We start from the raw sequence: 22,852 nt of genomic DNA on the forward strand, positions 1-22,852 counted from the left end.
ATATTTAAAATTAATAACACAAAATTATACTTTTAATATATTCAAAAAATTGCTTTAACTGTATGTTAACGCTCATTTAACTGATTTTAACATTTTAACTTTCAGACAGTATTTTTAGCTAAAAAACTTAGCTGAATTTAGTACATTTGCACACATGAAACTACAATTTTATAAATATCAAGGAACAGGGAATGATTTTATTATGATTGATAATAGAACCTTGTTTTTTCCAAAAGATGATGTACAGCTAATTAATAAGCTTTGTGACAGACGTTTTGGAATTGGTGCAGACGGGTTAATTCTACTTGAACCTTCTGAAAAAGAAGACTTTACCATGGTATATTTTAACGCTGATGGAAATGAAGGAAGCATGTGTGGAAATGGCGGTAGATGCTTGGTTGCTTTTGCAAAACAACTAAATGTAATTCAAAATGAAACTACTTTTGATGCGGTTGATGGTTTGCATTATGCCACTATAAACAATGGAATAGTAAGTTTAAAAATGATTGATGTTCATGAAATTTCAACAAATGATTCAGATTTATTTTTAAATACTGGATCTCCACATCATATTCAGTTTTGTGAAAGTGTTAAAGCAATTCCTGTAAAAGAAACAGGAGCCAAAATTAGATATGGAGCTCCTTATTTTGAAGCAGGAACCAATGTAAATTTTGCAGAGCAAGTTTCTGAAAATAGTTTTAAAGTACGCACTTATGAACGTGGTGTTGAAGATGAAACTTTGGCTTGTGGAACCGGTGTTACTGCAGTTGCAATTGCAGCCAACAACGCTGGAAAAACAACAAAAAACACCATTCAACTTGAAGTTTTAGGTGGAAATTTAGAAGTTTCATTTGATAAAAATGAAAATAATTACACCAATGTATTTTTAAAAGGACCCGCCGAATTTGTATTTGAAGGTACTGTTTTAATCTAATGGCAACGTTGGTAGGAAAACATATAAGCTTAAGAGCGTTAGAGCCTGAAGATTTAGATTTTCTGTTTACTACTGAAAATAATGAATCTTTTTGGAAAGTAAGTAGCACTCAAATACCATATTCAAAACACATTCTTAAAAACTATATTGAAAACGCGCATCAAGATATTTATGAAGCAAAACAATATCGATTTGTAATTTGCAATATCAAAAATTCGCCCGTTGGAATGATTGATTTATTTGAATTTGAACCACAACATAACCGTGTTGGTGTAGGATTATTAATATTGCCTAAATTTCAAGGTAATGGATTTGCTTCTGAAGCTTTAGGTTTGGTAATTGATTATACCTTTAAACATTTAAATGCGCACCAACTATTTGCAAATATTGCTGCAGACAACTATAAAAGTATTGCTTTATTTGAAAAATTCAATTTCAAATTCTCTGGAATTAAAAAAGATTGGATTTTTACTGAGCTTGGTTATAAAAATGAAATTTTATATCAGTTAATAAATAGCTAACAATGAATTTTAAAAAACTTATTTTATTAATTGGTGGTATACTAATTATAATAGCAGGTATTTTTGCTTTTAATTTTTACAATAAAATTTACAAACCCAATACCAAACAAGAAGGTTACTTATACATTCCAACAAGTAGCACTATTAAAGAAGTTGAAATTTTAATTCAACCATTTTTAAAAAAGGTAAAATCATTTGTTTGGGTGGCCGTACAAAAAAATTACCCAAACACTATAAAGCCAGGGAAATATTTTATTTCTGAAGGCATGAATAATAATGAATTGGTTAATTTATTACGAAGTGGAAAACAAACACCTATAAAACTATCATTCAATAACCAAGATAGTTTTCAAAAATTAGCCGGAAGAATTTCAGAACAGATTGAAGCAGATTCAATTTCACTATTAAAAGCTTTTACAGACACTGAATTTATTTCAAAAGCAGGTTTCAATTCAAAAACAAGTATTGGTATGTACATTCCAAACACCTATCAGTTTTATTGGAATACTTCTGCTAAGAAATTTCAAGAAAAAATGCTTAAGGAATACAACCGATTTTGGAATGAGAACAGAATTAAAAAAGCAAAAAAATTAAATCTTTCTAAAAACCAAGTTATAACTTTAGCTTCCATTGTTCAAAAAGAAACCGCATTGGTTAAAGAAAGATCAATTGTTGCAGGATTATATTTAAATAGATTTAAAAACAAATGGCCTTTACAAGCTGACCCTACCATTATTTTTGCTTTAAAACAGCAAGCAGGTGATGATCTTGTAATTAAGCGTGTTTTAACAAAAGATTTATCTATAGACTCGCCTTACAATACTTATAAAAATATTGGCTTACCACCAGGACCAATTGCTATGCCAGACATATCTTCAATAGATGCTGTTTTAAATCCGGCAAAGCATGAATATTATTATATGTGTGCTAGTATTACTTCAATTGGACAGCATGAATTTGCAAAAACGCTATCACAACACAATAGAAATGCCGCCAAATATCAAAAATGGCTAAGTAAACAAGGTGTAAATAGGTAATAAACATCCATTCTCACAAGGTTTTGTTCACTTTCATTAAACTCTTCTTACTTCAACAACTAAAAAAATTAATTATCTTTAGTAGAAATTAACGTTTCACAACAATTTGTTAAATTTAAATATTTGAACAATAAATAGTTGCGTATTTAAAAATAAGCTATACTTTTGCACTCCGAAATTTACGAGGTCATTAAAAACCTTTAAATTATGAAAAAAACAAGCATATTTATAAGTTTATTTATTTTAGTAGCTTTTTTTTCTGGATTTTCAGAAGACAAACATATAAGCAACAATATAACAAACTTTACAGCTAGCATAAGCTACGTTCCTACTGAAAAGGAAAGTATCGCATACAATTTCCAAGCTCCATTTGTTGGTAATTCATTTAATGGCTTTAGAGAAGCAATTGCTTTTAAAGAGTCACAAGGAAAATACCACGTAACAAATTCTTTTGGATATTTAGGGAAATATCAATTTGGAAAATCTACTTTAGAGCGATTCAAAATTTACGATACACAAGAATTTTTAGAAACACCTGAATTACAAGAAGATGCCTTTGTTGCACTTTGTTCTGTAAACAAATGGATTTTAAGAAAAGACATTAAAAGAAGCGTTGGTAAAACAATTAACGGAATTGAAATTACTGAGTCTGGTATTTTAGCTGCAGCACATTTATCTGGCGCAGGTAATGTAAAAAAATATTTACGTTCTAATGGAAGCACAAAATTTAAAGATGCTTACGGAAGTTCTATTCAACATTACATCAAGAAATTTTCTGGTTACGACACTTCATTTATTGAAGCAAATCAAAAAGCTACAATATAATATTTAACATATTTCGGTTAAAAAAAACTCAAACTTTTCAGTTTGAGTTTTTTTTATTCTTTATGTATTACAAAAATAGTTGGTCTTTTATGTAAATCTGGACGTTCTTTTTTCCAATCCTTTATTTCTAAGGTCTTAATATATTCATTTTGTAATGTAATATCACAAGCTATACAAAGTTTAGTAGATGGCGCTAAAGCACTTTTTAAATCTGTAAACATCTTTTCATTGCGATACGGAGTTTCAATAAATATTTGAGATTGTTTCTTTTCTTTAGATAACCGTTCTAAGTCTTTTATTGCTTTTTTACGCTCTGAAGCATCAATTGGCAAATAACCATTAAAAGCAAAATTTTGACCATTAAACCCTGAAGCCATCATTGCTAAAACAATTGATGAAGGACCAACCATAGGAACAACCCTAACTCCTTTTTCATGCGCTAATTTTACAACTTCAGCGCCAGGATCAGCAATTGCAGGCACACCAGCTTCAGAAAGTAAACCAACAGAAATTCCCTGCTCGCACACATCTAAATATCTACTCACCTCAATTTCTTCAGCATACTTATCTAATTTATATAAAATTAAAGATGGCTGTGATTTTTTAGGGGTAATTTTTTTTATAAACCTTCGTGCTGTTTTTTCATTCTCAACAACAAAGTGATCTAACTCTTCAATAATTTTTTTTACTGAATAAGGAAGCACCTCTAAAGGTTCATTATCTCCTAACGTTGTAGGAATTAAATATAATTTACCTTTTTGATTATTCATTTGTATTTAGTTTTTTTGAAATTACATCGCAAGCTTCATTCAACATATTAAATACATTTTTAAATCCAAAATCACCTCCGTAATATGGATCGGGAACATCTAAATCTTCACCAGGGAAAACTTCGTTCAAAATTAATTTAACTTTTGAAACATCTTGTTCATTTCGTGCCAAACTAGTAACATTTCTATAATTTGATTGATCCATAACATAAATCAAATCAAACGCATCAAAATCCTTTACTTCAAATTTACGTGCTTTTTGATTGTTAATGTCAATTCCGTTCATTGCAGCAACAGAAATAGACCTTTTATCCGGCTTATTTCCAACATGATATGCACCTGTTCCAGCTGAATCAATAAAAGTTTTATGTGAGTAAACTTTTGATTTTAAAATCCCTTCAGCTAATGGTGATCGGCAAATATTGCCTAAACAAACCATCAATACTTTAGTCATTTTTTTTAAAAAGTAAGTTTTTTAGTAATATCGTCAACGTATTTTCTAAACTGCTTATCTGTTTCAGTTAAATTATCAACTGTTTTACAAGCGTGCAATACGGTTGCATGGTCTCTTTTACCAATTTGAGAACCAATACTTGCTAACGAAGCTTTTGTCATTCTTTTTGCAAAATACATAGCTAATTGACGCGCTTGAACAATATGGCGTTTACGTGTTTTAGATTGTAATGTTGCAACATCTAATTCAAAATAATTAGATACAATTTTTTGAATATAATCTATAGATACTTCTCTCTTGGTGTTTTTTACAAATTTATCTACAATTTGTCTTGTTAAAGACAATGTAAATTCTTTTCTATTAAAAGATGCTTGTGCAATCATAGAGATTAAAACTCCTTCTAATTCACGAACATTAGATTTAATATGTTTTGCAATATACTCTACTATTTCATCTGGCATTTCAACACCATCTCTATACAATTTATTTTGCAAAATAGAAACACGTGTTTCATAATCAGGAGCTTGCAACTCTGCAGATAATCCCCACTTAAATCTAGATAATAAGCGCTGCTCAATATCTTGCATATCAACAGGAGCTTTATCTGAAGTTAAAATAACTTGTTTTCCATTTTGATGCAAGTGATTAAAAATATGGAAAAACACATCTTGCGTTCCTGTTTTACCTGATAAAAATTGAACATCATCAATAATCAACACATCAATCATTTGGTAAAAATGAATAAAATCATTTCTTGTATTTCCTTTAACAGAATCAATGTATTGTTGTGTAAATTTTTCAGAAGAAATATATAAAACCGTTTTATCTGGGTATTTTTCTTTTATTTCAACACCAATTGCGTGTGCAATATGCGTTTTACCTAACCCAACTCCACCATAAATTAATAATGGATTGAACGAAGTTCCTCCTGGTTTATTTGCTACAGCCAAACCAGCTGAACGACCTAATCTATTAGAGTCACCTTCAACAAAACTTTCAAAATTATAATTTGGATTTAATTGAGATTCAACTTTAACTTTTTGAATTCCAGGAATTATAAACGGATTTTTAAGCTCTCTTTTATTTAAATTTAAAGGTGCATTTACACCTTGACTTGAATGGATTGGGTTTCTATTTGAACTTGGTATTTTTACAGTATGCTGGTTGCTACTACTGTAATTATTCTCCATTCTTACATCATAAATCAATTTAGCATCTTCACCTAATTGCTTCACCAAAGCAACTCTTAACAATTTTATATAATGCTCTTCAAGCCATTCATAAAAAAACTTACTAGGAACTTGAATAGTTAACGCTTCACCAGATAATTTTATGGGCTTTATAGGCTCAAACCATGTTTTGTATGCTTGTTGCTTGATATTATCTTCAATAAAAGATAAACACTCGTTCCAAACTGATGATGCAGTTTTCGTCATTAGTACTAAAAAAGTATTAAAAAGTTAAAAATTAGTTGATTACAATTTGTAAAACAATTGCCTTTGTTTACACGTACAAAAATGTGAATATTTTTCATCATAAAAAAATAAAATATCTATTGATTATTAACTTTTTTTTACGTAAATAACACTTTATAAATATACAAAATGATATCTGATAAAATACAATTTAGAGTAAGGTATGGTGAAACTGACCAAATGAGCTATGCATACCACGGAAATTATGCAGCCTATTTTGAAATGGGTAGAACAGAATGGCTAAGGAAACTAGGGGTTTCATATAAAAACATGGAAGAAAATGGTATTATGTTACCTGTAATTAATCTAAATACAAATTACTTAAAACCCGCTAAATATGATGACGTATTGACATTAAAAACGTCTTTAGCTAAAAAACCTACAGCAAGAATAGAATTTGAGTTTGAAATTCACAACCAAAATAACGAATTGTTAACAACTGCTTCTGCAACTTTAGTGTTTGTAAATATGAAAACAAATAGACCAACACGTATTCCTGAATACTTATTAGAAAAAATAAATTTTAAGGAGTAATCTCTTTTATTGTGAGGCAACGCAAATCTAAAAATAGTTGATATACTTTTGATGCGTTCTTTTTTCTAGTAGAAATTAAAAATTCACAAGCCAATTCCATTTTTTGATCAACTATTTGAAGGTTTTGTTCTTTAACAATTCTCATAACCTTATTCATGTGTTGGTATTCAAAATCAACTTTAAAAAAAACATCAATTGTTTTTTCAACAATTACAACTTCCTCTAAAATTAATTTAGCGGAAGTTTTGTAGGCATTAATTAAACCTCCAACACCTAATTTAACACCTCCAAAATAACGTACCACAACAACCAAAACATTGGTTAAATCTTTTGATAAAATTTGTCCGTAAATAGGATTTCCGGCAGAGTTGTTAGGCTCTCCATCATCATTAGCTCTATACCTCACTTCTTCAATCCCTAACTGCCAAGCATAACACCAATGTCTAGCAGCATGGTGTTTTTTCTTTAAGCCATCAATACATTCTTTTACCTCTTCTTCTGAAGTTACAGGAAATGCATACCCAATAAACTTACTCCCTTTATCTTTAAAAAGAGCATCTCCTTTAGCAACATCAATAGTTTTATATGTGTCTTTTTCTGAAGTAATCATAAATAATACGCAAATATATCAAAACACAATTTCTAATTTTTACTTTTAAAATGAATATATTTGAATTTAAAATTTAAAACACATGAAAAAACTCTTACTTATTTGTTTCATACTATTATTTACATATTCATGTAAAGAAACTAACTCCCAACAAAATGACAGTGCTACTAAAGAAGCCAACTCCTTTTCAATTGTAATCCACGGTGGCGCTGGAGGCATTAAACGCGAATATTTCACTAAAGAACAAGAAGAAGCTTATTCAAAAAAACTTGAAGAAGCTTTAAATGCTGGTTATGCCGTTTTAGAAAAAGGCGGAATTTCATTAGATGCCGTACAAGCAGCAATAAACGTAATGGAAAATTCTCCTTTATTTAATGCCGGAAAAGGTGCTGTATACAATAGTGATGGAAATCAAGAAATGGATGCTGCTATTATGGATGGTAAAACTTTAAATTCTGGTGCTATTGCCGGTGTTAACCATATAAAAAACCCAATTTTAGCTGCTAGAATTGTAATGGATAGTTCTAAACACGTATTACTTTCAGGAAAAGGTGCCGAAATAATGGCTGCCAAATACGGAATTGAAATGGTTGATAGTACCTACTTTTTTACTGAGAAAAGAATGAATCAGTTAAGAAAACTACAAGGAAAAGAAAAAACACAATTAGATCATACAGCATTTTTAATAAAAAATGAATTAATTGATGATCATAAATTTGGAACTGTTGGTGCTGTGGCAATGGACAAAAGTGGAAATATTGCAGCCGGAACATCAACCGGAGGAATGACCAATAAAAAATATGGAAGAATTGGAGATGTTCCACTTATTGGAGCCGGAACATATGCCAATAATTTAACCTGCGGAATTTCAGCTACTGGAACCGGAGAATATTTCATTAGAACAGTAGCTTCTCACGAGGTTTCTAGTTTAATTCAATACAAGGGATTTTCACCTAAAGAAGCTTTAAACGAAGTTTTATTCAATCAAATTGGACCTTTAGGTGGTGAAGGCGGAATGATTTTAATAGACAAAAATGGAGATGTGTATTGGGATTTTAACTCAACAGGTATGTTTAGAGGTTATAAAAAATCAAATGGAGAAACTAAAGTTGAAATGTTTGAAAAAACAAAATAACTACACATTTTTATACATATACAAAGTATCATTTGAAATCTTAATGGTTTCACTTGGTACTTTTTTTAATTTTGGAGCTTCCAAACCTTCTTTAAATGCAATAGCTCCAACAAACACAAAAGCTTCATCCCACAAATTGGCGTTTATAAAACTTTGTATTGTTTGCTTCCCTCCTTCAATAATTACAGATTGAATTTCATATTTATACAATACTTCACAAATTTGTTGAAGTATATCTTCTTTAAAATTCACTTGTTCAAAAATTACATTTTCAAAAGAGTTAACGTGTTGCTTTACTTCTGAAAAAACAATTGTTTTAGTATTTCCATTTAGCAAATTGTAATGCGAAGGAATTTTAGCTAACCTATCAATTACAACTCGAATAGGATTTGAACCACTCCAACTTCTAACGGTTAAACTAGGATTGTCATTTAAAGCGGTAGTTGTTCCAACCAAAATTGCATGTTCTTCAGCACGCATTTTATGTACAAATTGTTGAGAACATTGATTAGAAATCCAATTGGGTGATATTTCATCGTTTTCGCCTCTTAATTTATCTATAAAACCATCTTTAGTTTCAGCCCATTTTAAAATAATAAATGGTCGCTTTTCATTGTGAAACGTAAAAAACCGCTTATTTAATTGAAAACACTCATTTTCTAAAACACCAACAGTTACGTTACAACCATTATCTTCCAAATATTTTACACCTTTTCCACTAACTTTACTATTAGAATCAACAACGCCAATTACAACATTCTTAATTCCTACTTCAACAATTAAATTAGAACATGGTGGCGTTTTTCCAAAATGAGAACAAGGCTCTAAACTCACATAAATAGTAGCGTTTTTTAATAAGCTTTTATCTTTTACAGCGTTAATTGCATGCACTTCAGCGTGTGGTTCACCAGCTTTTTTGTGCCAACCTTCACCAATTATAGTATCATTCAACACTATTACACTTCCAACCATAGGATTAGGATACGTAGTTCCCAATCCATTTTTTGCCAACTCAATACAGCGTTTTATATATTTTTCATGTAAATTCACACCGCAAAAATAGTATTTTAAAATGACTATAAATAACTTCACTATTCGAGAAATTAAACCTTCAGACAATTCTAAAATTGCCAAAGCAATACGACGTGTTTTAATAGAATATGGAGTTCCAAAAGTAGGAACTGCCTATGCAGATACTATTTTAGATACGTTAAGCGAAGCTTATACTGCAAAAAATGCTGTTTATTATGTTGTAGAAAAAAATGGTGAAATTTATGGTGGCGCAGGCATTCAACAATTAGACAACTACCAAGGTAATGTATGTGAACTGCAAAAAATGTACTTTACACCTGAAGCTAGAGGTATTGGTTTAGGAAGTGAAATGATGAAAACTTGCCTGCAAAAAGCAAAAGAATTTGGTTTTGAAAAATGTTATTTAGAAACATTACCTTACATGGAAGAAGCCAGAAAACTGTATAGAAAAGTAGGTTTTGAAGATTTAGATGCTCCAATGGGAGATACAGGACATTATTCATGTAATTTATGGATGCTTAAAAGTTTATAATGCAAATACTACAATTTAAAAAATGCTTTTTTTCAGAATTATCTAACAGCTATCCTGAAACTGAAATTCAATCTTTTTTCAACATTTTAATAGAGCACGTGTTAAATTTAAATAGAATAGACATTGCTTTACAACCAAATTTTGAAATTTCAGAAAACAACTTAAACACACTGCAAAAAAATTTAAACAGTTTAAAAAATAATATTCCAATACAATATATAATAGGTGAAACAGAGTTTTACGGTTTACCTTTTAAAGTGAATAAAAACGTTTTAATTCCAAGACCTGAAACTGAAGAATTAGTTAGTTGGATTCTAGAAGTATCAAAAGTAGAAAATTCAACCTTAACTATTTTAGATATTGGTACAGGAAGTGGCTGTATACCAATTTCATTAGCTAAAAACCTTCCAACTGCAACTATTAGCGCTATTGATATTTCTTCAAAAGCATTAAAAACAGCCAAAGAAAACGCACAGTTGAACAACGTTACTATTCAATTTTTAGAAAAAGATATTTTAAAAACTAACAGTTTAAATACTCAGTACAATATTATTGTTAGCAATCCGCCATACGTTCGTGAATTAGAAAAAGCTGAAATGCAAAAAAACGTTTTAAATTACGAGCCTCATTTAGCTCTTTTTGTAGAAAACAACAATCCGCTATTATTTTACAATAAAATTGCCGATTTAGCTACCAAGCATCTTTCAAAAAACGGGTTGTTATTTTTTGAAATAAATCAATACTTAGGTAAAGAAACAGTTGATTTATTAATTTCAAAAGGTTTTACTGCCATTGAACTTAAAAAAGATATGTTTGGTGTTGATAGAATGATAAAAGCCGTTTACACTTCTTAGTTTTCGCTTATTCAAAATAACGTTTAAATTTAGACTTAAAAGATTTATCTTTGCGGCATGCGAATAGATATCATTACTGTTTCACCAGAATTAATTAAAAGTCCGTTTGAGTATTCAATTATCAAGCGTGCTATAGACAAAGGTTTAGTTGAAGTACATTTTCATGATTTAAGAACATATGCTTTAAATAGTTATGGAAAAATTGATGATTATCAATTTGGCGGTGGCGCTGGTATGGTTTTAATGATTGAACCAATTGATAAATGTATTTCCAAATTAAAATCAGAACGTGATTATGATGATATAATTTATATGACGCCTGACGCTCCCACATTAAATCAACAAACAGCAAACACACTTTCTTTAAATGGAAACATGATAATTTTATGCGGTCATTACAAAGGTGTTGATCAACGTGTTCGTGATTTATTTATCACAAAAGAAATTTCTATTGGAGATTATGTTTTGAGCGGTGGCGAATTAGGTGCAGCCGTGCTATGTGATGCTATTATTAGACTTATTCCAGGTGTTTTGGGCGATGAAACTTCAGCGTTAACAGACTCTTTTCAGGACGATTTATTATCACCTCCAGTTTACACTAGACCTGCTGAATATAAAGAACTTAAGGTTCCAGAAGTACTATTATCAGGAAATTTTCCGAAGATAGAAGAATGGCGAAATAACAAAGCTTTTGAGCACACAAAAAAAATTCGACCAGATTTATTGGAAGATTAATCTTTTTTACTAAATTTGCACACTCAAAATTAACCTCTGACGAGAATCGTGAATGTTAATTATGGAAAAACCATTAAAATAGTTAAAATGGAAGCATTAGTAAAATTTATACAAGACGAATTTGTAACTAAAAAAGAATTTCCTCAATTTCAATCAGGAGATACTATTACAGTTTATTACGAAATTAAAGAGGGAGAAAAAACAAGAACACAGTTTTTTAGAGGTGTAGTTATTCAAAGAAGAGGAACTGGAGCATCTGAAACATTCACTATCAGAAAAATGTCTGGTACTGTTGGTGTTGAACGTATTTTCCCAGTAAATTTACCAGCAATTCAAAAAATTGAAGTTAACAAACACGGTAGAGTGCGTAGAGCTCGTATCTTCTACTTTAGAGGTTTAACTGGTAAAAAAGCAAGAATACAAGAAAAAAGACGTTAGTCTTTATTTCAAAAAAATTAAAAAATCCGTTTTGAATATCAAAACGGATTTTTTTGTTCACAATTGTTCATAACTCAAGTTCATATCTTGTTGATATTAAAACAGTTAAATATTTGGGTTTTACAATATTTGGGTGTTATTTTACATAAGAATTAAACGATGAAAATTTAAGCATTGCATTTAAATGCTACTTTTCGAAGTCTGCTAAAAAATTCAAAGTGAAATTCAAAATGTTCTTGAACATCGTTTTTACAACCTATACTTTTAATGAGTAATGTAGCCAAGTATTTAGCATACAAAACGGAAACAAAAGGTTATAAAGACATTATTTTTAGAGTAATGTTTTAAAACAAGTAATTTTAATTACAACAAAGTTTTAAATGTTATTTTAAAAGAAACAACTAGTTAATAAAAAGTTGATTTGTAAGAGTTGACAAATGATGTGAATTGTTTATTACAACGCTAGTAATTGAAAAATGAAAGCATTATAATAAAAACAAAACAAACTGAAAGTTATTAAAAAAGTGTTTCAGCAAAAAGCCATGATACTGAGAAATCAATATGATGGCTTTTGTTTTTAAACATTATTATTTCCTCAATTTTCTTAGTTCATTATTACGTTATTATTATTACAAAGCCTTATTTATAACGTTTTCGGAATGGATATTTTAGCAAAAAATATTACATTTGTTTTACTATTAATAAACTATAAAATCTTAAACTTATTTTTTGCTAATTCGCTAAAGAATCAGTTTTTAAAACCAAATTATATATTATGAGTAAAACACCAAAGATTGTTTACACTAAAACAGATGAAGCTCCAGCATTAGCAACTTATTCTTTTTTACCTATAATTAAAGCATTTACTGCACCCGCTAAAATTAATGTTGAATCTAAAGATATTTCATTAGCAGCAAGAATACTAGCTGTATTTCCAGAGTTTTTATCTGACGATCAAAAAATTCCTGATAATTTAAGTGAACTTGGTGAGTTAGCAAAAGCTCCTGAAGCAAATATTATTAAACTTCCAAATATTTCAGCTTCTGTTCCTCAGCTTAAAGCAGCTATTAAAGAACTTCAAAAACTTGGATATAAAATTCCTAATTACCCTGAAGAAGCAAATACTAGTGAAGAAAAAGACATTCAAAAAAGATATAACGCTGTAAAAGGTTCTGCTGTTAACCCAGTTTTAAGAGAAGGAAATTCAGACCGTAGAGCACCAAAAGCAGTGAAAAATTTTGCAAAAAATAATCCGCACTCTATGGGAGCTTGGTCTCCAGATTCTAAAACGCACGTAGCAACAATGAGTGCTAATGATTTTAGAGCTAATGAAAAATCGTTAACACTTTCTGAAGCAACATCAGTTAAAATAGAGTTTACAAACAGCGCTGGTGATACAAGTATTTTAAAAGATAGTTTCCCAATTTTAGAAGGAGAAATTATTGATGCTTCGGTAATGAGTAAAAAAGCATTATTAGCTTTTTTAAGCGAGCAAATTAAAGATGCCAAAGCAAATAATGTGTTGTTTTCTTTACATATGAAAGCTACTATGATGAAAGTTTCAGATCCAATAATTTTTGGACATGCAGTAACAACTTTCTTTCAACCAGTTTTTGAAAAGCATCAAGCTGTATTAGAAGAGCTAGGAGTTGAAGAAAACAATGGTTTTGGTGATTTAATTTCTAAAATTCAAACGCTTCCTGAAGATAAACGTCAAGAAATAGAAGAAGATATTGATGCTTGCTATAACAACGGACCAGGATTAGCAATGGTAAATTCTGATAAAGGAATTACCAACTTACATGTACCAAGTGATGTAATTATTGATGCTTCAATGCCTGCAATGATTCGTACTTCTGGACAAATGTGGAATGCTCAAGGTGAACAACAAGACACAAAAGCAGTTATTCCTGATAGTAGCTACGCTCCTATTTACGAAGCAACAATTAATTTTTGTAAACAAAATGGTGCTTTTGATCCTACAACAATGGGAACAGTACCAAATGTTGGTTTAATGGCTCAAAAAGCCGAAGAATACGGGTCACACGATAAAACATTTGAAATTAAAGAAGAAGGTACCGTACGTGTTATTGATGCTGCTGGGAATACTTTAATTGAACACAAAGTAGAAGAAGGTGATATTTGGAGAATGTGTCAAGTAAAAGACGCTCCAATTCAAGATTGGATTAAATTAGCAGTTAAAAGAGCCACAGCTACAAATACACCAGCTGTTTTTTGGTTAGATGAAACTAGAGCTCACGATATTGAGTTGATTAAAAAAATAGAAAAATATTTACCTAATTTTGATACGTCTTTATTAGAAATACATATTTTATCTCCTTACTACGCTACACTTTTCACCTTAGATAGAATTAAAGAAGGTTTAGATACTATTTCTGTAACAGGAAATGTATTACGTGATTTCTTAACAGATTTATTCCCTATTTTAGAGGTTGGTACAAGTGCAAAAATGCTTTCTATTGTTCCGCTAATGAATGGTGGTGGTTTGTTTGAAACAGGTGCCGGTGGTTCTGCTCCAAAGCACGTTCAACAATTTGTAAAAGAAGGTCACTTGCGTTGGGATTCTTTAGGTGAATTTTTAGCCTTAACAGTTTCTTTAGAACATTTAGGTGAGAGCCTTAAAAATTCTAAAGCGCTTGTTTTATCTGAGACTTTAGACTTAGCAACAGATAAATTTTTAGAAAACAAAAAATCGCCTTCAAGAAAAGTATTTGAACTAGATAATAGAGGGAGTCACTTTTACCTAAGTTTATATTGGGCTGAAGCATTATCGCTTCAAAGTAAAGATGCAGATTTAAAAAACTTGTTCACTAAAATTTATAAAGAATTATTTGCTGCAAAATCAAAAATATTATTAGAACTAAATAGTGCCCAAGGTCACGAAGTTGATTTACAAGGTTATTATTTACCAAATGATGAATTGGCTAATAAAGCAATGAGACCAAGTGAAACGTTTAATAAAATTATTTCAGCAATACCATCTGAAAGCGTATTAATGTAATACCCAAAATACAAAACAAAAAAAGCGAACAAATATAATTTGTTCGCTTTTTTTTATGCTATTAAGCATTCAATTCATATTATTTTAACATAGTTACTACTCGTTGTGGTAAAGGAGCTTCATATCCTGCTTCTCCTAAAGCTTCCACTATTTTTTGACGAGTATCCCAGTACACATCCCAATAGCCTTCAACACTTGAATATGGCAATGCTAATAATTCAATTCCATTTTCACCCAAATTATTAACTGCAACTCTAGGCTTAGGGTCTTTTAAAACATTTGAATCCTCAGCTAAAATATTCATTACAATAGCTTTTGCGTTTTCAATATTTGCTCCATATCTAATTCCAAAAGGCATATCAACCCTTAAATTTCCAATAGTAGTATAATTTACAATCTTATTGGCTGTAATAGTACCATTTGGAATAATTGATGTTTTATTTTGAAATGTTTCCAAAATAGTAACAAACACAGAAATTTCTTTTACAAAACCTAATTCACCGTTTACTTCAATTAAATCACCTACTTGAAAAGGTCTAAAAACCAATAACATTACTCCAGATGCTAAATGCCCTAAAGAACCATTAAAAGCGGCACCAATAGCAATTCCAACACCTCCTAATAATACTGCAAACGATGTCATTGGAACACCAACTATTTGAGCTATTGTAATAAACAATAAAGCTTTTAGTCCAAATGATGTTAGTGTAATTAAAAATGGTTTTAACGTTTTATCAATTTTAGAAGTTGTAAAAGCTTTTGTTATAGCTTTCATTAATAATCTAATAATCCATAAACCAATTAATAAAGAGACAATTGCTCCAATTAAATTTAAACCCCAATCTCCAAAACCTTGAGATATAGAATTAAAAAATGCTGTCAAAGATGCTGTAATACTTTCCATAGAAAAAAATTTAAAATTTGATTGTTATAATTAATAAGACACCACAATTTTATGAAAGTCACATAATTTTTCGTTTTCAATTCACTATTTTTGAAACATGGGTTTTATAAAAACAACAGAGCAAACATCAAAGTACAATCATTTAGAAAAAATGAGTGTAAACGAACTATTAACCAATATTAATAATGAAGACAAAACTGTTCCTTTATCAGTTGAAAAAAAAATACACAATATTGAACAGTTAGTTCAAGCAATAGTTTCCAGAATGAAAATGGGAGGAAGATTGTTTTACGTTGGCGCCGGAACAAGTGGTAGATTGGGAGTTGTAGACGCATCTGAATGTCCTCCAACTTTTGGTGTTTCGCACAATGTGGTTATTGGGATTATTGCTGGTGGAGAAACCGCCATAAGAAAAGCTGTTGAATTTGCTGAAGATTCTACAACACAATGTTGGGAAGATTTAAATGCTTATGCTATAAACCAAAACGATACAGTTGTTGGAATTGCCGCATCAGGGACAACTCCTTATGTAATTTCGGGACTAGAAAAATGCAACGAAAATAATATATTAACCGGATGTATTACGTGTAATGAAGGAAGTCCGCTTAGTAAAACAGCCAAACATCCAATTGAAATTCTTGTTGGACCTGAATTTGTTACGGGAAGCTCGCGTATGAAAGCAGGAACCGCTCAAAAACTTGTGTTAAATATGATTTCAACAAGTGTTATGATTCAACTTGGTAAAATTAAAGGTAACAAAATGGTTGATATGCAATTATCTAACAATAAATTGGTTGATCGTGGTACAAAAATGTTAATGGAAGAACTAAATATCTCTGAAGAAACAGCAAATCAATTACTTTTAAAACACAATAATGTAAGAGCAGCAATTAACAATTTTAACCATGGCAACTAATAAACAAAAATTAGCAAAAGGTTTAAAATATGAATTAGGTGCTTTACCGCTACTAATAATTGCACCTATTCTTATAACTATTGGCTTTAAAGCAATTAAACAACAAAACAATTATTTTTGGCTAATTGCAGGTATAATAGTAGGTATTGGAGCTGTTACATTAGGTTTTTTAGGTATTAAAATAATTTTAAACGCTTTTTTTGAAAAAGATTAATGGGAGCTTCTATTTTTAAACATTGGGAATACTGGCCAAGCTATTTGTTTTATCTACCCAACATTCCGTATGCAATTTATTTAGCTATTAAAGCGAAAAATCCAGTATTTTTCTCAGCTGCAAATCCGGCAATACAACATTCAGGAAATGGAAGTGAATCTAAATTTTCAACCCTACAATTAATTCCTGAAGCCTATAAACCTATTTCCGTTTTTATAAAAGCCAATAATCCCATTTCAAGTACATTACTACAAATGGAACAAAATAAACTTACATATCCATTAATTATAAAACCAGATATTGGATTTAGAGGTTTATTAGTACAAAGAATTAAAACTGAAAACGAGTTGCTGAAATACTTAGAAAAGCACCACAACTTAAATTTAATAATTCAGGAATATATTTCATTTAAAAAAGAATGTGGAATTTTTTATTATAGAATTCCATCCGAAGAAAAAGGACACATAACATCCATCACATTAAAAAAATACTTAACTGTAACTGGTGATGGTTTCTCAACCTTGAAAGAATTAATTTTAAAAGACTCTAGAGCAAAATTATATTTTGATCTTTTAAAAGATTTACACCACAATAATTTAGATAGCATACCAATAAAAGATGAAGAAAAAATTTTGAATGTTATTGGAAATCATTCCAAAGGCACTCAATTTATTAATGGAAAGCACTTAATAACTCCAGAACTTGAACAAGCTATAGACCAAATTATTGAACAAATTCCTAATTGGTATTATGGGAGATTAGATTTAAAATACAACTCAATTGAGGATTTAATTGCTCTTAAAAATTTTAAAATAATTGAGTTCAACGGAATTATTTCTGAACCTACACATATTTACGATCCAACCAATTCTAGTTATTTTAAAGCTTTAAAAGAAATTAGAAAACATTGGAAGATTTTATACAGAATAGCAATTTTAAATCACTCCAAAAATAAAATAAAATACGATCGAATTTCTGACTTTATTAATAGTTTAAGAGAACTTAAAACCTACACAAACCAAATAAAAAAACAATCTAATCTTAACGCATAATATAAATATAACCCGTTAAGGTAATTCCTTCATCATAAAAAGTTAGTGTATAAAAATAGGTCCCTGTTGGTAATCCCTTATTTTTATTAATTGTTAAATCGTGTTTTGAAACTCCATCCCAAGTATTATCATACCCTTTTTGACTAAACACCAAAGCTCCCCATCTATTAAAAATATTAATAGAATTGTTTGGCCTTAACTCTACACCTTCAACAACTAAAACTTCGTTAATTCCATCTCCATTTGGTGTAAACGCATAATTACGACTAACAATTTCATTACCCAATACTGAAGAAACATCTGTACCAATGGTAATCACTTCATAATTATCTGGAATAAATTTAGAAGACTGAACCGAACCTTCATTTAAATCACCTGTAATGTTTTTACCTCCTAAATCAACCCATCTGTTTTCAATCTTATCCCAACCAACAACACGAATACTTTTTAATTCATCTCCAAATTCATTTAAATAACTAAAAAAGTCCCAAGTTAAAACAACTTCCGTTTCTTCAGTTCCATTTAAATCCCAAAATTCATATTCGCTTATTTTATTTAATAAATTTTGCTTTTCATTTGTATCAAAAGAGATATCAAAAGTTGAAGGGTTATTTGGATCTTCCTTAAAATATGCACCTGTATATGAAGTATTTTCTGGTTGTTCAGGCAATAACATTGGTCGCAATGAATTTTCATCACCTATGGGAAAGGTAAACTCTGTATTATCTGTACTAGAAACATAACCATCAACATGCGCTTCATCATTTTCACCTGAATGTAAAAAATACTCTGAAAACTTTAATGAAACATCTAAATTATCTCTTGGAGTAATTACTTTCCCAGTAATAAAAGATAAGTTATTAGCAACTGTTATTGATGTTTCTAGGTATAAATTATCAAATACGTTTACTTCAACATTGTTAAAAACAGCTTCATTAGTACCTGAAACCTCTAACTGATCATCAACACTATAAAAACCAACCATCCCTAAATTTTGATCAAAAGTTCCATTGTTTACTACATCAGTATGAAAACCTACTTGACCATCTTCATGAATTTGAATATTCCCATTATTTTGGAAGGTAGTTTGTGCATTTATTGTTACTACAATAAACATAACTAAAAAGAAAAGTACCTTATGTTGTTTTATATTATCCATTTTTATAAGTTCCAAAAAGTTATTGCATCTTCCTCAATTTCCAAATACTCATCGGCAGAAATATCCATTTTATACATAATTAATTCTGAAAATGATGTTGTTGCATATTTATTCCATCCTGTACCAGTCGCCCATCCAATTGCAAAATTTTCTGTACGAGTACACCTACCAGTAGTATGCAGTCCATTAAACTTCTCATCACCTCCTGCTCTAGCAATAGCATTACTATTTGTCTTTATAAAAGTATACTGTTGCCATACATTTACATTACTACTATTTTCAAAACTACGCACATTATTACAACAAATACCCGGATCAAAATACAAATTGTTATCACTCCAATTAATATGAGTAGACCATCTGTTACTACCTCTTAAAACTCCAAAAGAGTGTTGCGCTCTTTTAGTTGCTTTCATAACACCTAAAACAGAACCTTCATTTCCATTATTTGTTACACTTTGTATTCCATTAGACGTAACTACTTCTAAAAAATCACCTGTATTGTTCGTTCCATCACCCTGAAAATATGGTATAGTTGCATCAGAATAAAATTGAGGCTGTCTATCTTCATCTGTTTGAGTTGCATTATTCCCTTCTCCACTTTGATCATACCAAGTTACAACATATACATCTTTCTTCTTCCTCCAAGCATCAATAGCAACTACATCAACAATATCATTTTCTGACCAACCAAAATCTTTTTCTTCATCTCCATTACCTGGATTTTGACCATTTTGTTTTCGTAGTCTAACAAGATATCCTTCGTAATCACTATTTAACACACGCATAGAAAATGCAAAACTAATATTGGTTAAATGATCATCCAATATATGTTGAGGTTGCATAGCAGGAAACTGATTATAATGTGCAATTTGACCAAAAACACTTTCAGCAATAAAAAAATACACCATAAAAAATAGGATTCTTTTCATTGATTACCTTTTTAAATCTCCTGTTATATGAAACGTATTTGTTGCAGTACAAACAATACCAACTCCAGCATCTTTTCCAGCTGTGGTAAACCTTCGTAATCTATTTAAAACGGTTACTCCTGAATCTCCAATTATGGTAACTTGACCATCACCTATTTGGTACAAACTAATATTAAATCCAATAGCTAAACCTGAAGGAATTGTAAGTGTGGTATCATTACTATTATCAATAGTAATTACTGAACCGTTATCACTAGATACCAATGTATAACTATTTGTTAGTGGATTAACTGAAACAACCGAATTTTTATCTACCCAATCTGTCCCAGAAACAGTTGATGACAATACTTGACCCGAAGTTCCTTTATCTCCATCTTTATCAACAAATGAACCATTTAAACGCATATTGTTTGCTATATGTAGATTTTCTAATGGATCATTTGTTCCGATACCAACATTACCTCCATTTTTTAAGAATAACCTATAATCTAAAACATTTGATTCAACAAAATTTAAACCGTCTGCTAATAAATTCCAATGCCATTTTGGGGTTCCACTCTCATCTTCAAAAGCTAAAACATCAACACCATTTGCTCTTACAACCAGTGGATGACTATTGAACTCCGTAGCTTCATTAATTAAAACTTGCCCTTCTACACTCCCATTCAATCTCAATTGTTCATCATTATTAGCTTTTAAAACCAAATCTTGCCCATCAGTAGTACCAATAAAATCAGAAGCTGTAATACCAGAGTTTCCAGTTGTTAACCATCCATTTTCACTGATAGAGACATTTACCCAACCAGTATCTGTATAAACCATTAATTTTTTAGTTTCAGAATTATATGCAATTGCACCTTCTTCTTCTGGTGTTACACCATTAATCTCTGCTGAAGTTCCAGTAGGAATTCCCATAACCGTAGTTTCATCTAGCTGTGCATAACTACTGAAAAAGATTAAACCAATAAAAAAAACAATTAATTTTTTCATAAATTATTTATATGCCGTAAACAATACTAAAACATCTTCATCTTTAAAAGCAGTTCTTTCTGATGACAAGTTTGATAAACTACCTACTATATAGTTCACAACTATATCAAAACCATCATCATTAAACTTATCTAAACTACCATTAATAATTCCAAAATTATCTCCATTTTGATTAGAATAGCGCAATCCAATGCAATGATCTGGACTTGCATATCTAGAAATATCATTGATAGAGTTTCCACTAGCTCCTAAATAAATAACTTGTTGCGTATCATCATCACCTTCATTAGACCTAGCAAAACCATGCATTGTTCCAAATGAATTACTAATAGATGGATCATTATCACCATTCGGTTTAGGAGAGGTCTCTCCGTTATCATCATTAATAGTTTCTTTTTCAATATTTGCATGTGCTATAAAGGTCACTTGCGATGGTTTAAAAGGTACTTCATCAATTGATTTAGTAAAAGTAGATGTTGTTTCACTTGAACCACCAGGTCCATCAATAATAAAGTAACCAGTATACACTGTAGGAGTTGGATTAGAAACATTTACCCATGAAGTCCCATCAAAAATCATTAATTCTTTAGTGTCTGTATTATAAAATACAGCACCTTCTTCAGTAGGTGATAAATTTGTATCTCCATCTTCACCAATTGGTATACCCATAACTTCATCAATAGTCAATAATTGGGAATAACTATTTAATGAAACCAAACAAAACACTATTAAAACAAAATTTTTCATAATTATCTAGTGTAAAATGTAATTGTTGTTGGTGATGTAGGTTGGCCACCATAAGTATAACCTTCTGGAGAAGGGTTATCTCCTGAAATAGTCATATTCCCTGACATTGGACTGGTACTTGTAATCAATAAATTATATGTACCATCTGTATTCGTAGACCAAGAAGTAGTGTAATCTCCAGAAGACAAATTAGAAATAGAATTATAAGGTATATTACTCACTAATATTTCATAATCTTCTGCTGTCCCTGTATAATTCCCAAATTTAATTTCCCAGCTTCCCGTACCCCTATCATCAAAATTATTGAGTTCAAATATACTTGTATCTATTGTTCCAACAGGTGTTGTACCCGCTGAAGGTGGAGTTATAGTTGTTCCAAGCGTAACATCGGTTACCACCTCTCTAGTTGCAGAAGTACTAAAGTACCATACTTCATCAACATAAGTATCAGGAGTTGTTCCATTATCCCCTGTTACAACAATTACATCAAAACCATCTGCTCTTTGAGCTACTACAGAAACAATTCTTGAATCTCTTCCTGAATTCACTTGAGTACCAAAAGTAATATCATAATTTGCTCCATTAGGGTGGTCTACATCAAATTTAACCGTATATCTACCAGTATTCGTTCTTTCAATATCGCTACAATTAATATTAAATAAAGGTGCAGGACTATTTGCTGGAACATGAGCGGCTGCAAACACATATCCAATCTCTTCTTTAGTTACTTCTAAAGTAGTTGTCGATTGTGGAAGTGTAACAGTATTTCCATCAGAAATCGTTAATTGATCACCTGAAATAGAAAGTGTTTGCGCAATTCCAACACCATCCGCACCAGTAGCTCCTGTTGCGCCAGTTTCACCCTGTATTCCTTGAGCTCCGGTTGCTCCAGTCTCTCCTTGAATTCCCTGTGCTCCAGTTGCACCCTGTATTCCTTGGGCTCCAGTTGCGCCAGTCTCTCCTTGTATTCCTTGAGCACCAGTTGCACCTTGTATTCCTTGGGCACCAGTAGCGCCAGTTTCACCCTGTA

Annotated in this window: 24 protein-coding genes and 1 pseudogene; 14 read left to right on the forward strand and 11 right to left on the reverse strand. The window is 30.7% G+C overall.

The window, feature by feature from the left end; genetic code table 11:
- Positions 1-154 precede the first annotated feature (154 nt).
- The 4 genes from dapF to ACFQ5N_RS11590 all read left to right on the forward strand — a co-directional run bounded on the left by dapF (position 155) and on the right by ACFQ5N_RS11590 (position 3,317).
- Positions 155-934, forward strand: a complete 780-nt coding sequence (dapF, locus tag ACFQ5N_RS11575) for a diaminopimelate epimerase (RefSeq protein ID WP_386809672.1) — start codon at positions 155-157, stop codon at positions 932-934.
- Positions 934-1,455, forward strand: a complete 522-nt coding sequence (locus ACFQ5N_RS11580) for a GNAT family N-acetyltransferase (RefSeq protein ID WP_386809673.1) — start codon at positions 934-936, stop codon at positions 1,453-1,455. The genes dapF and ACFQ5N_RS11580 overlap by 1 nt, the downstream gene beginning before the upstream one ends.
- A 2-nt stretch (positions 1,456-1,457) precedes the next feature.
- The gene (mltG, locus tag ACFQ5N_RS11585) at positions 1,458-2,492 is read left to right on the forward strand and encodes an endolytic transglycosylase MltG (RefSeq protein WP_386809674.1); all 1,035 of its coding nucleotides are present in this window, start codon (positions 1,458-1,460) and stop codon (positions 2,490-2,492) included.
- Between the two features lie 207 nt (positions 2,493-2,699).
- Positions 2,700-3,317 carry a peptidoglycan-binding protein LysM gene (locus ACFQ5N_RS11590; protein WP_386809675.1) on the forward strand — a complete coding sequence of 206 codons (618 nt, stop codon included), beginning with the start codon at positions 2,700-2,702 and terminating at the stop codon, positions 3,315-3,317.
- Between the two features lie 53 nt (positions 3,318-3,370).
- On the opposite strand, the gene ACFQ5N_RS11595 is transcribed toward ACFQ5N_RS11590, so the two are convergent.
- From ACFQ5N_RS11595 to dnaA, 3 genes are read right to left on the reverse strand one after another with little or no spacing between them, the layout of a single operon-like run.
- Positions 3,371-4,087, reverse strand: coding sequence for an SAM-dependent methyltransferase (locus ACFQ5N_RS11595; protein ID WP_386809676.1), 717 nt, complete (start codon positions 4,085-4,087; stop codon positions 3,371-3,373).
- Positions 4,080-4,541 (reverse strand): low molecular weight protein-tyrosine-phosphatase, encoded by a 462-nt coding sequence (locus ACFQ5N_RS11600; protein ID WP_386809678.1) that lies wholly within the window; start codon positions 4,539-4,541, stop codon positions 4,080-4,082. Before ACFQ5N_RS11600 ends, ACFQ5N_RS11595 begins: the two co-directional genes overlap by 8 nt.
- 5 nt (positions 4,542-4,546) lie before the next feature.
- Positions 4,547-5,977, reverse strand: coding sequence for a chromosomal replication initiator protein DnaA (gene dnaA / locus ACFQ5N_RS11605; RefSeq protein ID WP_386809680.1), 1,431 nt, complete (start codon positions 5,975-5,977; stop codon positions 4,547-4,549).
- Positions 5,978-6,145: 168 nt separating this feature from the next.
- On the opposite strand from dnaA, the gene ACFQ5N_RS11610 reads away from it, so the two are divergent.
- Positions 6,146-6,550 (forward strand): acyl-CoA thioesterase, encoded by a 405-nt coding sequence (locus tag ACFQ5N_RS11610; RefSeq protein ID WP_386809682.1) that lies wholly within the window; start codon positions 6,146-6,148, stop codon positions 6,548-6,550.
- Here the strand turns inward: ACFQ5N_RS11610 and ACFQ5N_RS11615 are convergent.
- Positions 6,540-7,160 carry an IMPACT family protein gene (locus ACFQ5N_RS11615; protein WP_386809683.1) on the reverse strand — a complete coding sequence of 207 codons (621 nt, stop codon included), beginning with the start codon at positions 7,158-7,160 and terminating at the stop codon, positions 6,540-6,542. The two genes, ACFQ5N_RS11610 and ACFQ5N_RS11615, sit on opposite strands and share 11 nt — an antisense overlap.
- Positions 7,161-7,242: 82 nt before the next feature.
- Between ACFQ5N_RS11615 and ACFQ5N_RS11620 the strand changes: the two genes are divergently transcribed.
- Positions 7,243-8,295, forward strand: coding sequence for an isoaspartyl peptidase/L-asparaginase family protein (locus ACFQ5N_RS11620; protein ID WP_386809685.1), 1,053 nt, complete (start codon positions 7,243-7,245; stop codon positions 8,293-8,295).
- Here ACFQ5N_RS11620 and ribD read toward each other — a convergent pair whose 3' ends face one another.
- A complete protein-coding gene (gene ribD / locus ACFQ5N_RS11625) occupies positions 8,296-9,345 on the reverse strand; it encodes a bifunctional diaminohydroxyphosphoribosylaminopyrimidine deaminase/5-amino-6-(5-phosphoribosylamino)uracil reductase RibD (protein ID WP_386809687.1) in 1,050 nt (349 codons plus the stop codon).
- A 22-nt stretch (positions 9,346-9,367) separates the two neighbouring features.
- Here ribD and ACFQ5N_RS11630 point away from each other — a divergent pair, with 22 nt between their 5' ends.
- The 5 genes from ACFQ5N_RS11630 to ACFQ5N_RS11650 all read left to right on the forward strand — a co-directional run bounded on the left by ACFQ5N_RS11630 (position 9,368) and on the right by ACFQ5N_RS11650 (position 14,908).
- A complete protein-coding gene (locus tag ACFQ5N_RS11630; RefSeq protein WP_386809689.1) occupies positions 9,368-9,859 on the forward strand; it encodes a GNAT family N-acetyltransferase in 492 nt (163 codons plus the stop codon).
- Positions 9,859-10,713, forward strand: a complete 855-nt coding sequence (prmC, locus tag ACFQ5N_RS11635; RefSeq protein WP_386809691.1) for a peptide chain release factor N(5)-glutamine methyltransferase — start codon at positions 9,859-9,861, stop codon at positions 10,711-10,713. The genes ACFQ5N_RS11630 and prmC overlap by 1 nt, the downstream gene beginning before the upstream one ends.
- A gap of 57 nt (positions 10,714-10,770) precedes the next feature.
- Complete coding sequence (gene trmD / locus ACFQ5N_RS11640) at positions 10,771-11,448, forward strand: tRNA (guanosine(37)-N1)-methyltransferase TrmD (protein ID WP_386809692.1); 678 nt, start codon at positions 10,771-10,773, stop codon at positions 11,446-11,448.
- 87 nt (positions 11,449-11,535) lie between these two features.
- Positions 11,536-11,886: a 50S ribosomal protein L19 gene (gene rplS / locus ACFQ5N_RS11645; RefSeq protein ID WP_386809694.1), complete on the forward strand. Its 351-nt coding sequence runs from the start codon at positions 11,536-11,538 to the stop codon at positions 11,884-11,886.
- Between the two features lie 775 nt (positions 11,887-12,661).
- Positions 12,662-14,908, forward strand: coding sequence for an NADP-dependent isocitrate dehydrogenase (locus ACFQ5N_RS11650; protein WP_386809695.1), 2,247 nt, complete (start codon positions 12,662-12,664; stop codon positions 14,906-14,908).
- Positions 14,909-14,987: 79 nt separating this feature from the next.
- Here ACFQ5N_RS11650 and ACFQ5N_RS11655 read toward each other — a convergent pair whose 3' ends face one another.
- The gene (locus ACFQ5N_RS11655) at positions 14,988-15,812 is read right to left on the reverse strand and encodes a mechanosensitive ion channel family protein (protein ID WP_386809697.1); all 825 of its coding nucleotides are present in this window, start codon (positions 15,810-15,812) and stop codon (positions 14,988-14,990) included.
- A 97-nt stretch (positions 15,813-15,909) separates the two neighbouring features.
- Here ACFQ5N_RS11655 and murQ point away from each other — a divergent pair, with 97 nt between their 5' ends.
- The 3 genes from murQ to ACFQ5N_RS11670 are packed head-to-tail and all read left to right on the forward strand — an operon-like array spanning position 15,910 to position 17,994.
- Complete coding sequence (gene murQ, locus ACFQ5N_RS11660; RefSeq protein ID WP_386809699.1) at positions 15,910-16,728, forward strand: N-acetylmuramic acid 6-phosphate etherase; 819 nt, start codon at positions 15,910-15,912, stop codon at positions 16,726-16,728.
- Positions 16,718-16,942 (forward strand): DUF6095 family protein, encoded by a 225-nt coding sequence (locus ACFQ5N_RS11665; protein WP_386809700.1) that lies wholly within the window; start codon positions 16,718-16,720, stop codon positions 16,940-16,942. The genes murQ and ACFQ5N_RS11665 overlap by 11 nt, the downstream gene beginning before the upstream one ends.
- The gene (locus ACFQ5N_RS11670) at positions 16,942-17,994 is read left to right on the forward strand and encodes a D-alanine--D-alanine ligase (RefSeq protein WP_386809701.1); all 1,053 of its coding nucleotides are present in this window, start codon (positions 16,942-16,944) and stop codon (positions 17,992-17,994) included. Before ACFQ5N_RS11665 ends, ACFQ5N_RS11670 begins: the two co-directional genes overlap by 1 nt.
- Here the strand turns inward: ACFQ5N_RS11670 and ACFQ5N_RS11675 are convergent.
- From ACFQ5N_RS11675 to ACFQ5N_RS11695, 5 genes and pseudogenes are all read right to left on the reverse strand, one after another.
- Positions 17,984-19,153: a gliding motility-associated C-terminal domain-containing protein gene (locus ACFQ5N_RS11675; protein WP_386809702.1), complete on the reverse strand. Its 1,170-nt coding sequence runs from the start codon at positions 19,151-19,153 to the stop codon at positions 17,984-17,986. The genes ACFQ5N_RS11670 and ACFQ5N_RS11675 overlap by 11 nt on opposite strands.
- A gap of 2 nt (positions 19,154-19,155) precedes the next feature.
- Positions 19,156-20,085 (reverse strand): hypothetical protein, encoded by a 930-nt coding sequence (locus tag ACFQ5N_RS11680; RefSeq protein ID WP_386809704.1) that lies wholly within the window; start codon positions 20,083-20,085, stop codon positions 19,156-19,158.
- Positions 20,086-20,088: 3 nt separating this feature from the next.
- Complete coding sequence (locus tag ACFQ5N_RS11685) at positions 20,089-21,075, reverse strand: hypothetical protein (protein WP_386809705.1); 987 nt, start codon at positions 21,073-21,075, stop codon at positions 20,089-20,091.
- Between the two features lie 3 nt (positions 21,076-21,078).
- Positions 21,079-21,822, reverse strand: coding sequence for a hypothetical protein (locus tag ACFQ5N_RS11690; RefSeq protein WP_386809706.1), 744 nt, complete (start codon positions 21,820-21,822; stop codon positions 21,079-21,081).
- Between the two features lie 2 nt (positions 21,823-21,824).
- Positions 21,825-22,852 (reverse strand): annotated as a pseudogene (locus ACFQ5N_RS11695) (hypothetical protein); the annotation flags it as partial.

It is taken from the genome of Lutibacter holmesii (genome assembly GCF_042679665.1).
GTDB classification, from domain to species: Bacteria; Bacteroidota; Bacteroidia; order Flavobacteriales; family Flavobacteriaceae; genus Lutibacter; species Lutibacter holmesii.